Consider the following 12,220-nt stretch of genomic DNA (forward strand, 5'->3'; position numbering starts at 1 on the left):
GCCGTGACTGAGTACACCTCGAGCACACCGGGGCTCCCCGATTCCGCAGAGACGTGTCTGTCGTTCACGATCAGTGGTCCATGGGGCCATTTTCGGCGTATCGAAGGTAATATCGTGAAACAGACCTACCGGGTGATTCCGCGGACCACCGTTGCAGGACTGATCGCGGCGATGTTGGGAATCGAGCGCGACGGCTACTACGACCTCTTCGCGCCGGGGGAATCTCTCGTGGCTATCGAGCCGACCAGCAAACTCCGGACAATGAAACTCCCGATGAATACGCTCTCGACGGCCGACGAGCACTTGGCGTCGCTGAACCCCCGTGGGAAACTCTCGATCAAGCTCCCCGATCCATCAAAACCCCGCCAGCAACACAACTACGAGGTCCTCGTGGAACCGGCCTATCGGATCGACGTATGGCTCTCCGATGATGAGCGATACGAACAGTTGCGCTCGCTGCTCGAGTCTGGAGAATCATACTACGTTCCGAGTCTCGGTCTCTCCGAGTACCTCGCAACGATCGACTATCACGGGCAGTTCCCGATAGAGTCGGGACCAGACGGTGAGACAGTGACTGTCGATTCGACTGTTCCCGAAGCGGTCGATTCAATCGTTCCGGAACCCGATACACGCTACCAGGTCGAACAGACGCCAGCGTTTATGGAACGCGATAAAGGCGGCCGGACAACCAAGGCCTTCGTCTCCTACGTCTACAATCCCGACGGAGGATCACTACGGCTGGCGGATGTATCGCCTCAAACAGTCGACGACAGGTCCGTGGTGTTTACCTGATGACCAATGCACCGATCTCTCATCCACCAGAAGGCGACAACGAGGCGACACTGCTCAGCGATCACCTCGACGCGGTCGCTCGTAGAACGCGCGAGGTGATCCCGGCGGATGCCACGACGATCGGCGGCGATCCACTCAACGAGATTGCAGCGATCGTAGCCCAGTGTCACGACATCGGGAAGGCGACGACGTGGTTCCAAGCGTACGTGATCGACGAAGCGGAATCGAGCAAGCGGACGAATCACTCCCTGCTCGGCGCCTATCTTGGATACTACGTCCTCGACAGGTCAGGCTACGATAGCGAGGACTGTCTTGCAGCCTTCGTCGCCATCGCGAAACATCACGGTCGCCTTCCGAACGTCAAAAAGTACGTGGATGGCGTCGCACGGTTCGAAAACGAAAGCAAGGCGAACAACGAGCGGCAGAGAGTCGTGATCGAACAGGTCAGAAACATCGACGAACACTACCGACCGTTTGTGCAATCGTTCGTTTCTGATGTGACTAACGGTACTGGCTCGTGGAATGAGTTCACCTCAAAAATCACAGACAAGACACTCTTCAGAACCGTCTACGAGCACTTCGATCAGTTCAGTTTCGGGAACGACCGGTCCAACCCGTCCGAAGCGTTCTATCAGATCCTTCTCCAGCTCTGGAGCGGACTGATTCTCGCAGACAAGACGACTGCCGCTGGGATCGACAGCGAGAATCTCACTGCCTCTAAACCAGACTCGAGGGTCCTCTCGGGTTACATCGATGACCTTGGTGAAGACAGTGCCGAGGGCAGTCAGACCGAGGCCCTCGATCGGTTCCGTGACGAAGCACGACAAGGCGTTCTCGCTGGTGTCAAGGCGTTTCGCAATTCGGAGAGGTCGATAGCAACGCTGACTCTGCCGACCGGAATGGGAAAGACCCTAACTGGGTTGAGTGCCGCCCTCGAACTCCGTGAGGACGGCAACCGAATTGTCTATGCGCTCCCTTTTACCTCTGTTATTGACCAGGTCGCAGACGAACTCACGGAAGTGTTTAACTCAGACGGCAAGGACGACCTGCTGACGATCCATCACCACTTAGCCGAGACTGTGACGGAGCTTGACGACGATCAGGACGAAGGGACCGATAAGGATGCCAGGCTAGCCGAGATGGTTGCCGAAAGCTGGCGATCCGGGTTAACACTCACCACGTTTGTCCAACTCTTCGAGAGCCTCGTCGGTCCTGGAAATACTCAGTCGATGAAACTGCCAGCGCTGTACGACTCCGTGATCGTACTGGACGAACCCCAGGCACTACCCATGAAATGGTGGAAGCTAGTCCAGCGGATCGTGACAATCCTCACGGAGGAGTACGATGCGACGGTTGTCGCCATGACAGCGACGCAGCCGGCATTGTTCGACGACGCGTTCGAGCTGGTCGACGACGTGGATCGGTACTTTAACCGCTTCGAACGCGTCGAATACGATGTCCACGATTCTGCGCTGGCGTTCGACAATACCGATGCAACCCTCGACTACGAGACCGCCGGCAAAACGATCTTAAACGAAACTAGCGGGACCGGTTCAGCGCTCGCCATCTGCAATACGATCGATAGTGCGGCTGCGCTTACTGACACGATCGAGGAACAAGGTGCGGTCATCGACGTGGGCCACCATCTCACGGAAATACTCGAGGCTAAGTCAATCGACAGCCAGGGGGTTGACAGCGAGGAAACCGGTGACAAAGTAGCTGCTGATGATGGGATCAACGTAGACGTGCTTGTCGACCGTGTCGAGAAGGCCCTCGATCCAGACGAACGTGCGCTAGTTCATCTTTCTACTCGACTGCGTCCCCGGGACCGACTCGTGTTGATCGAAGCGACGAAGCGTCTCACCGAGCAATCGGTCCCGGTCGTGGCAGTGTCAACGCAACTTATCGAAGCCGGCGTCGATATCAGCTTCGATCGGGTGTACAGAGACATCGCACCCATCGACAGCGTTGTGCAGGCAGCGGGCCGGTGTAACCGATCGTTCGAAAGTGACCGCGGGACAGTGACTCTCTGGTGGCTCTCACCGCCGGAGGAAACGACCAAAACCCCATCACAGGCCGTCTACGACTCCCGTGGTGTGAGTACGATCTCGTTGACGTCGAAGACGCTCGACGCTATCGGGGCAGCCGATAGTACTGTCGCCGAGCGGACAATGACGCGCGATGCCGTCCAACACTACTATGGTCTCGTCGCTGACCGCAATCCGGGCGATTCGCAGTTCGTCGACTGGGTCGAGGAGGCCAAAGCTGCAGACCTCGGCGCACTCTCTCTGATCGGTAAGCGAGACAGTGTCGACGTGATCGTCTGCCGAACTGACGGTGAGAAGATATTCGTTGACAAGATGGAGGCAGCGATAAACGAGTTCGACTACGAAACATTTGACGAACTCCGTGACGAGACAAAAGGCATGACTGTCTCAGTTCCAGTTTACAGCCAGGACTCACGCGAGGCCGAAACGGTACGGAACCTCGAACCATTAGGTGAGACTGACCTCCGCGTCCTCCGGCACCCACGAAGTACCTCATACTTCGACGAGACGAAGGGGCTTGCCGTGGACGATCCGAGTGTCGACGACCGGTTCCTATGACCGAGCTGTCGGCCGACCCCGTCGACCAGTTTCTCGCCGCGGCTAGAGACGAGACCGAAGAACTACCGTTTCGCATGACCGGAGTGATGTTCCAGTACTACCTCGTCTGTGAGCGCGAATTGTGGTTTCTCAGCCGCGACGTAGAGATCGACCGCGACACGCCAGCGATCGTCCGCGGGAGTGGCGTTGACGACTCGGCGTACGCTGACAAGCGCCGGGACGTTCGTGTCGACGGGATTATCGCAATCGACGTACTGGACAGCGGAGAGATTCTGGAGGTCAAGCCCTCCTCGTCGATGACCGAGCCAGCACGGTTGCAATTGCTATTCTATCTCTGGTATCTCGACCGGGTCACCGGCGTCGAGAAGACCGGTGTCTTGGCACATCCGACAGAGAAACGACGCGAGACTATCGAACTAACCCCAGAAACCAGCACCGAAGTCGAATCGGCTATCCGCGGGATCCGCGAGGTCGTCACCGCAGACTCGCCGCCACCGGCCGAGGAGAAGCCGGTCTGTGACTCGTGTGCGTATCACGATTTCTGCTGGAGCTGTTGACCATGAACGACAACTACCACGTGTTTTCCGACGGACGAATCGAACGCCAAGACGACACGGTGCGTGTCGTCACCGACGACGGCGAGAAGAAGTACCTCCCGATCGAGAACGCCGAGGCAATCTTCCTCCATGGCCAGATCGAGTATAACACCCGTTTCGTCTCCTTCCTCAATCAGGAAGGGGTCGCAGTCCACGTCTTCGGCTGGTACGACCACTATGCTGGCTCAATCATGCCAAAACGAGGTCAGACATCTGGACAAACGATCGTCGAACAGGTCCGGGCCTACGATGAGCCGAGCCACCGCCTCAAACTGGCGAAGGCGTTCGTCGACGGCAGTATCCACAATATGCGTTCGAACGTTGCCTACTACAACGGGCGTGGACACGACTTCGAGCCTGTGCTGGAGGAACTGGAAGATGTACGGGCGTCGCTCAACGGAATGGAGACGATTGACGAGACAATGGGCGTTGAAGCACGCGCTCGGAAGGCGTACTATTCGACCTTCGACGAAATCCTTCCCGAGGGATTTGTCTTCGGCGGCAGGCAGTACAACCCGCCGAACAACGAGGTCAACAGCCTGATCTCCTTCGGCAACTCGCTGGTCTATGCGAACATCGTCTCGGCGATCCGTGCGACTGCATTAGATCCGACGGTCAGCTATCTCCATGAACCCGGCGAACGACGGTACTCGCTGGCGCTGGACATCGCTGACCTGTTCAAGCCATTGCTCACTGATCGGATTATCTTCAGACTCGTCAACCGCAGTCAGCTAACCACTGACGACTTTGAAGACGATATGAACTCCTGTATATGATCCGTTGTATCCTCTCGACCACTTCTCCAAGTACGGTCGACTTTCACAGAATAACCCGAACAACTCCAGAGAGAATCGGTTGTCGATCTCATCTTCGACACCCTCGTACAGTACTCGTGATTTTATGTAGGGTCCTCTCGTTGGGTGATCCAGACACTCCGCTTGTAGATACGCTCGCACTATGTCGTCGGTTTCCGCGATATCGAACGTCTGTAGCTGGGAAGGGACTTTGGTCATGATGATCGAGGTGTCTCTAGCGGCTACCGGGTGTGTATAGATAGCTTATTCCGGATAGACCATAATGATGTTGCTGTGGCCACATCGACTCGGGATCGATCACCCTGTCCACGTTTCAGAAACGAGGACAGTTGTAATAGGCTGCTTCCGATGATGTACCGTCTCCGGATTCCGACTCAGTAGGAATCGGTTGACCTCGCATATACTAGGACCTCATACGGTTACATGTGCTATGAATGATCGCGTTGGAGACCGTCGACCAGAGATATCACGTCGTAAGCTCTGCATCGCAGCCGGTGGCACGGGTATCTCAGCTCTCGCAGGCTGTTCGACTGGAAATACAAATTCACTCCAAGCCACGAATGCGACGACGATAACGGACCACTCATCGCCAGATCTCGAGAAGTGGGTCGATGAGGTCCCCCGACCGGGCGTCGCGAAACCGTCCGGAACGAAAGACGGGCACCCCCGCTACGAGATAGCGATGCGCGAGGTCGAGCAGAAGCTACACCGAGACCTTCCAGAGACAACCGTCTGGGGATACGACGGGCAGTTCCCAGGCCCAACAATCGAAGCCGAGCAGGGCCAACCAATTTATGTCCGCTGGATGAACGACCTTCCGGACAGGCATCTCCTTCCCGAAGACACGACTATTCACAGCGACATCATTCCGTACGATACGCCGGGCGTACGGACCGTAACGCATCTCCACGGTGGAAACGTCGAGTCCGAGAGCGACGGCCATGCGCAGGCGTGGTTCACTCGAGACTTTCAGAAGACGGGGCCCGCGTTCGAGAAGAAAGACTACTACTACGTAAACGACCAGCCGCCGGCAACGCTGTGGTATCACGACCACTCGCTCGGTATTACGCGGTTAAACGTCTATGCCGGGCTCGCGGGATTCTATCTCCTGCGGAGCGAACACGAACGGAGTCTCGATCTTCCCGAGGACGAGTACGAGATTCCGCTCGTGCTCCAGGATCGGAGTTTCGAGGAGGACGGGTCGTTTTTCTATCCGACAGCTGTCTCGGACGAGCAAGGCGGTGGAGATGATTCTCACCCCAACCTGAGTATCGTTCCGCAGTTCTACGGCGATACGTCGGTCGTCAACGGAAAGGCTTGGCCTCGGCTCTCCGTCAAACCCAGATCGTATCGCTTTCGACTTCTCAACGGCGCAAACAGCCGCTTTTATAGCCTCAAACTCCTCCAGTACGATGAGTCGTCCAATGAGATCGGTGGCGACGGGCCACCGTTTGTCCAGATCGGGAACGACGGGGGCCTCCTCTCTAGTCCGATCAAGCTCGACGACCGCCTCGAGCTCGGCTCGAGTCAGCGTTCCGATGTCATCGTTGACTTCACCAAGTATGCCGGAGAGACGCTGCTGCTCCACAACGACGCGCCTGCTCAATACCGCGGTAAGATGAGTTCCGCCGATGACGACATCGTCTCACTTCCCGAGATCATGCTTGTTGACGTGGGCGACGCGGGAGACACACGAGATGCCAATCAAGTCCCTAACAATCTAACGCAAGTCCCTGAAATACCCGTGGAGTCAGTCGACAATGAGCGGTATCTCACTCTCAACGGTGGCGCGAGTGACGACTACGGGCGACAGCTATACTTGCTCGGAACCGCTCAGAAGCCGGATGGCCTCGAACTTGACGACCCGGTAACCGAAGAACCCACGCTCGGTGATACCGAAATCTGGAGTTTTGCCAACCAGAGTGCGATGTCCCATCCGATGCATCTCCACCTCGTGCATTTCCAGGTGCTGGGGCGACAGCCGATCGGGGACTACGAACCGAACGAGGACGAGATTGACCTCGACGCACTTGAGGCACCCGAGCCGTACGAACGGGGATGGAACGATGTGGTCACGGTCGATCCTGGTGAGATAGTTCACGTGATCGTCCACTTCGGAGAGCACGACGGACTGTTCAACGACCAGACAGGCACATACATGTGGCACTGTCACATGATCGAGCATGAGGATCACGATATGATGCGCCCGTTCGAGGTTCGCCCACGCTCGGATAACATTGATACTCGTACTGAATAGGCTGTAAGGCACTGATCGCTAGCCATTGGTACGGAAGACAAGATGATCATCTACAGACGGGGCAGGCCGAGTGCCTCGGGGCTGATCTTGAGGGAGTTCACCGTGGTATCGGGAGAATCGAAACGCCTGAGCAAAGACTTGAGGACGTGAAAATACCCGTCAGTCAGCGGATAAGATACCGTGATCAAGAGTACTTTCGACTGCTCACTTCCAATTCCAGATCGTTGCGAGTTCGCCGAGGATTTCCGGATTTCGAAGGGTGTCGCTGTCCGTAAACGGTCGGTCGTTGACCACGCACTCGAGGAGCCGGTACATCGTCTTTCCGGAGTGGGTTTCGGGCAGTTCGGGTGCGAATATAACGTTCGCTGGCCGTGCGAACTCGCCGATGTGCTCGGCGACTGCATCTGTGATGGCGTTTCGGATGACGTTTCGGTCCCACTGTTCTTGCTTAAGGGTTGCGAAGACACAAAGCGTCGTCTCGCCAGCGGTACTCTCGGCGACGGCAGCGGCTTCGGTAACAGCGTCTACCGTCGTGATTACAGCCTCGATTTCGGCTGTTCCAAGACGGCGATTATCGACCGTGATAATGTGGTCATCGCGGCCGATAATGGTTACGTAACCGTCGTCGTCGACGACGGCTTGGTCACTTGTGAAATATCGCCAGTTATCGGCCCGTGGGTCCGAAAACGTTTGCCAGTACTCCGCGAGAACCCAGTACCGGTCACCATCGAGTGGAGCAAGCATAGACGGCCAGGGCCGGGTGATTGTTAGGTAGCCGGGTTCGCCAGGTGGGAGTTCGCGGCCGTCTTCATCGACAATCTGGATTTTAATTCCGGGTAACGATGGGCCGACCGAACCAGGCTTCGACTCGTCGATTCCGGGACGGGTCGAGATGAGGATGCATCCGGTTTCGGTCTGCCACCACGTATCGACGATCGGGCACCGCTCCTCACCGACGTGAGTGTAGTACCACTTCCAGGTATCCGGACTAATCGGTTCACCGACTGTACCGAGCAACTGCAGCGACGAGCGGTCGTGAGCCTCAGGAAACGACTCGCCCCATTTCATGAAAGTGCGGATCACCTCTGGCGTCGTATAGAGGATTTCGACGCCGTTCCGTTCGATTACCTTCCATGGGCGGTGGCGGTCAGGATAGCGGAGACTCCCTTCCATGAGGACAACCGTCGCACCCGAGAGCAGCGGTCCGTAGACGACGTAGGAGTGACCAGTAATCCACCCAATATCGGCCGTACACCAGATCGTGGTCCCTGGCGAGAGATCGAACACAGTCCGGGACGTCCGCGCAACGCCCGCGAGGTAGCCTCCGGTCGCATGAGTCATCTGTTGTGGATCACCGGTCGTCCCTGACGTGTGGATGTGAAAGAGTGGGTCGGTTGATTGCCGCGGCACTGGTGCTACATCTGCGCCAACGTACGTCTCAACGAGATCGTCGTAGTCATACTGGGTCTTCCCGAGTTGCGTATCGTGGCTCGTACCGAGTCGATCGACGACGATCACCGGGGGTGATTCCTTGAGAGAGGCTAGTGCTGCATCGGCTTTTCTTTTCTGGTCGATCATGGTCTCCTCGCGGAAGCTGCCGTCGCAGGTGACAAGTGCGGACGAGTCGACGCGTTGCATCCGCGAGACAAGAGCATCGGGAGCAAAACCCGCGAAGACAACGTTGTGAACTGCCCCAATGCGAGCGCAGGCGAGCATCGTGATCGGCAACTCGGGAAGTTTCGGCAAATAGATTGTGACGACATCGTCTTCTTTGACGCCTAACTCGCGGAGCGCAGCTGCGATGGCCGACACCTCACGGTAGAGATCGTAGTACGTATAGGTTCGGCGCTCACCTTGTTTCCCCTCCCACCGGAGTGCAACTTGACTTTTCCGCTCACTGAGGTGGCGATCAATGCAATTTTCCGCTGCATTCAATTTTCCACCGATGAACCATTGGTAAAACGGCGAATTTTCCTTATCGAGGATGCGGTCGTAAGGATTGATCCACTCGAGCAGCGAGGCAGCGTCTTCCCAGCACGCTGGCCACTTGCGACCGAGTGTCTCTCGGTCAGCCTCATCGATCATGCTTCTGTTGCATACAAATTCCTGTGGAGGCCGATAGTGAACCATCGGTTCAGCAAGAGGTGTATACCCCGAATTCTTTGCATTATTGATCGTACTTTCGATGCCGAACTACCTGTATATTTTGCTTATCGCTCTTACATCCTATACTTGTTTCACGCTCTCATTGGATGGTAAAATAGCAATAGGTCAACATGACGGAGTTTCCAGCGATTTAGTCAAGAACTGATTATTTTACACAAGTAAAATTAGTTATATCCTATCCGTAATATTGGCGCGTTCACGATGTTTGCCGAATACCCTACCGAAAATCCCTGGCAGATATATTCTGTTTGGCATATAGTCAGATTCCGAACTCGAGTATCGATCGATCAGAGTCGAGCACGCGAACATCGATGGAGTCCATTCGATCATAACTGATCGTGAGCTATCTGGAGCGCTCGGCCGTCGCCGAGATGGCGACGCGATCGGTCGTCCCGGTGAGCTCGTCGAGCGGCGGAATATCAGTTCCGGGAACCGAAACGACCCGCGAAGCGACCGCAACGCCGGTTCGTAACGCTTCCCGGTCTGTCGCTCCACCGTCCAGCGCAGCCAGAACGCCCGCCAGCAGCGAATCGCCGGCACCGACCGTGTCGACGACTTCGGTCTCGAGCGCTGCCGCGTGGATGCACTCTTCCGGCGTCGACATGATCGCGCCGTCTGAACCCAGGGACGCGATAACCCGGTCGTACCCCATTCGACGAAGCGTCTCGACTGCGTCGTAACAGTCCTCGAGCGAGTTCACCGAGCGGCCGGTCGCCGCCGCGAGTTCCTCGCGATTGGGTTTACACAGCGCGTACGACGCCTCGAGCGCTTCGAGTATTGATCCGCCGACGTCGACGACGGTCTCCCAGTCGCCGGCGCGGGCGATCCGATCGATCGCGTCGGGGCCGAGGCCCGGCGGGAGACTACCGCCAACGACCACGGTGTCGGGGGCGTTTCGCTCGATCGTCTCGAGGAGGTCGTCGATGGCGTCCGCCGAAACCCGCGGTCCGTCGTGGTTGATCTTGAACTCCGCGTCGTCGGTCAGGATCGTCGTATTGAGCCTGGTTCGGCCGTCGATTTCAACGAAGTCGCCCTCGATCTCTCCCGCAGACAACCGATCGCGGACGAACCGGCCGAGGAAGTCGCCGACGACGCCTGTGGCGACCGTCTCGGTCTCGAGTTCGGCGAGATATTTCGAGACGTTGATCCCCTTCCCGCCGGGATCGACGCGAGCGGCGTTCGCCCGCGCGACCCGGTCGGCCTCGGGGAAGTCGTCGACGGTCAGCGTGTGATCGACCGCCGGGTTGAGCGTCACCGTCAGAATCACTGCTCGACCTCCTCGATTACCTCTACGTCGGCGGCGTCGAACGGTTCGTGCTGTTCGTCGGACAGCTTCGTGTCGGTGATAAACACGTCGATATCCTCGACCTCGGCGAATTTCACGAAACTCTGTTTGTCGAGTTTCGACCCGTCCGAGACGAGGACGACCCGTCCCGCGTTCTCGATCATGAGCGACTTGAGCCGGGCTTCGTCCTCGTTTGGCGTCATCAATCCCTCGGGCGGTTTGATCGCGTTCGTCCCCAGGAACAACACGTCGAAATTCGTGCGTTCCATGAACCGCTCCGCACTCGGCCCGGTGAGCGCTCGCGTCTCATGGCGAAGCGATCCGCCGGTGAGTTTCACGTCGTTGGCCTGTTCGCCGAGTTCGAGGGCGAGAACGGGCGAGTTGGTGACTGCGAGGAACGACCTGTTCTCGGGGGCGTTCTTGGCCACCTGCATCGTCGTCGAGCCGGCGTCGAAGAACACGACCTGGTTCTCAGTGATTTCCGCGGCGGCTCGTTCGCCGATTCGCATCTTCCCGTCGAGGTTCTGGACCTCCTTTTGCCCGTAGGTCTGTTCGTTCCCGACGGTCGTTACCGGCACTGCGCCACCGTGTGAGCGCTCGATCAGCTTCCGGTCTTCTAAGTCGCTCAAGTCGCGGCGAATCGTCGCCTTCGAACAATCCATCTCCGCGGCGAGATCGGCGACCGAACATTCGCCCTCTTCGGACACCAACTCGACGATCTCGCGTTTTCTGACTGCGGGGAGCATAGCTGTCTGTCTGCTCTCAACTACTGCGGATGCATTCATATTTCTATCTGATTGTGTTCGTTTTTGCTCGAGTGCGTTTGACGGGCGATACGTGAGTTGTGCGTGCCGTTTGTACGGCAGATCGCTCGAGTGACTGTCACTCGGCGAGCGCCTCGTCGGCCGTGGCCTCTTCGAAGACGACCGCCTCAAGCGCGTCGAGAATCTGCTCGGGGTTCTCGCGTTGCCAGACGTTGCGACCGACCGCGAGACCGCTTGAACCGGCGTTCATCGCCGTCTCGACCAGCGAGAGGAACTCGTAGTCATCGGTCTTGGAACCCCCGCTCAACACGACGTTGACGTCGCCGGCCGCCGCGACTGCGTCGGCCATCGCCTGCCTGCTGCGCGGATACTTCACCTTCGCGATGTCAGCGCCGAGCTCGAGTGCAATACGGGTCGCATACGAGATGACCGACGGTTTGCGGTGTTCTTTGAGCGCCTGTCCGCGCGGGTACGACCACATGGCGACCGGTACGTCGTGTTCGCGGGCTTGCTCCTGAACGTCCCGAAACTCCTCGAACATCTCCGGTTCGCGGTTGGTCCCAGGATACACGGTGTAGCCGATCGCGTCGGCACCGAGCTCGAGCGCGTAGTCCACCGACCACGTCTGGGGCGAGTACGGTTCGCCCATCCAGAGACTGCTCGTCCCGTTGAGCTTCGCGAGCAAATTCACGTCGTCCTCGTAGGACGGGTAGTACGTCTCCGCCAACCCCTTCTGTACGGCGAACCCGGTTACGGCGTCGTGAGTCGCGAGTTCGAAGACCGACCGGGGATCCAGCCGTTCCGGAACCTCGTCGAACGCGGTTGGCCCGTGCTCGAGACCGTGGTCGTGGGCGAGAATGATCGATTTGCCGTTCCGTACGAGCGGTGAGTCGGTGAGCTGTCGCATTCAATCATAAACGAGTATACATGGTGGCTAAG

At 57.6% G+C, this 12,220-nt stretch carries 8 protein-coding genes and 1 pseudogene; 5 read left to right on the plus strand and 4 right to left on the minus strand.

Annotated features, from left to right (window positions below; all coding sequences use genetic code 11):
- Positions 1 to 3: 3 nt before the first annotated feature.
- The 5 genes and pseudogenes from cas5b to EL22_RS06235 all read left to right on the plus strand — a co-directional run bounded on the left by cas5b (position 4) and on the right by EL22_RS06235 (position 7,066).
- Positions 4 to 792, plus strand: a complete 789-nt coding sequence (gene cas5b, locus EL22_RS06215) for a type I-B CRISPR-associated protein Cas5b (protein ID WP_050050670.1) — start codon at positions 4 to 6, stop codon at positions 790 to 792.
- Positions 792 to 3,398 carry a CRISPR-associated endonuclease Cas3'' gene (locus EL22_RS06220; RefSeq protein WP_050050671.1) on the plus strand — a complete coding sequence of 869 codons (2,607 nt, stop codon included), beginning with the start codon at positions 792 to 794 and terminating at the stop codon, positions 3,396 to 3,398. The genes cas5b and EL22_RS06220 overlap by 1 nt, the downstream gene beginning before the upstream one ends.
- A complete protein-coding gene (cas4, locus tag EL22_RS06225) occupies positions 3,395 to 3,955 on the plus strand; it encodes a CRISPR-associated protein Cas4 (protein ID WP_050050672.1) in 561 nt (186 codons plus the stop codon). Before EL22_RS06220 ends, cas4 begins: the two co-directional genes overlap by 4 nt.
- Positions 3,956 to 3,957: 2 nt before the next feature.
- Positions 3,958 to 4,767, plus strand: a pseudogene (gene cas1b / locus EL22_RS06230) (type I-B CRISPR-associated endonuclease Cas1b); the annotation flags it as partial.
- A gap of 472 nt (positions 4,768 to 5,239) precedes the next feature.
- Positions 5,240 to 7,066 (plus strand): multicopper oxidase family protein, encoded by a 1,827-nt coding sequence (locus EL22_RS06235; RefSeq protein WP_082146694.1) that lies wholly within the window; start codon positions 5,240 to 5,242, stop codon positions 7,064 to 7,066.
- A 204-nt stretch (positions 7,067 to 7,270) separates the two neighbouring features.
- Here EL22_RS06235 and EL22_RS06240 read toward each other — a convergent pair whose 3' ends face one another.
- The 4 genes from EL22_RS06240 to EL22_RS06255 all read right to left on the minus strand — a co-directional run bounded on the left by EL22_RS06240 (position 7,271) and on the right by EL22_RS06255 (position 12,188).
- Positions 7,271 to 9,151, minus strand: coding sequence for an acetate--CoA ligase (locus EL22_RS06240; protein ID WP_231587897.1), 1,881 nt, complete (start codon positions 9,149 to 9,151; stop codon positions 7,271 to 7,273).
- A gap of 424 nt (positions 9,152 to 9,575) precedes the next feature.
- On the minus strand, positions 9,576 to 10,499 hold the full coding sequence (gene pfkB / locus EL22_RS06245; RefSeq protein WP_050050674.1) for a 1-phosphofructokinase: 924 nt from the start codon (positions 10,497 to 10,499) through the stop codon (positions 9,576 to 9,578).
- Entirely contained in the window at positions 10,496 to 11,263 is a 768-nt protein-coding gene (gene glpR / locus EL22_RS06250; protein ID WP_050050675.1) for an HTH-type transcriptional regulator GlpR, read from the minus strand. The genes pfkB and glpR overlap by 4 nt, the downstream gene beginning before the upstream one ends.
- Positions 11,264 to 11,399: 136 nt before the next feature.
- Positions 11,400 to 12,188 (minus strand): class I fructose-bisphosphate aldolase, encoded by a 789-nt coding sequence (locus EL22_RS06255; RefSeq protein ID WP_050050676.1) that lies wholly within the window; start codon positions 12,186 to 12,188, stop codon positions 11,400 to 11,402.
- Positions 12,189 to 12,220: the final 32 nt, after the last annotated feature.

The sequence above is a fragment of the Halostagnicola sp. A56 genome (assembly GCF_000691505.1).
GTDB lineage: Archaea > Halobacteriota > Halobacteria > Halobacteriales > Natrialbaceae > Halostagnicola.

Coding starts and splice junctions, on each gene's coding strand:
- EL22_RS06235 (WP_082146694.1), top strand. CDS start 5,240: ATGAATGATCGCGTTGGAGACCGTCGACCAGAGATATCACGTCGTAAG.
- glpR (WP_050050675.1), bottom strand. CDS start 11,263: ATGCTCCCCGCAGTCAGAAAACGCGAGATCGTCGAGTTGGTGTCCGAA.
- EL22_RS06240 (WP_231587897.1), bottom strand. CDS start 9,151: ATGATCGATGAGGCTGACCGAGAGACACTCGGTCGCAAGTGGCCAGCG.
- EL22_RS06255 (WP_050050676.1), bottom strand. CDS start 12,188: ATGCGACAGCTCACCGACTCACCGCTCGTACGGAACGGCAAATCGATC.
- EL22_RS06220 (WP_050050671.1), top strand. CDS start 792: ATGACCAATGCACCGATCTCTCATCCACCAGAAGGCGACAACGAGGCG.
- cas4 (WP_050050672.1), top strand. CDS start 3,395: ATGACCGAGCTGTCGGCCGACCCCGTCGACCAGTTTCTCGCCGCGGCT.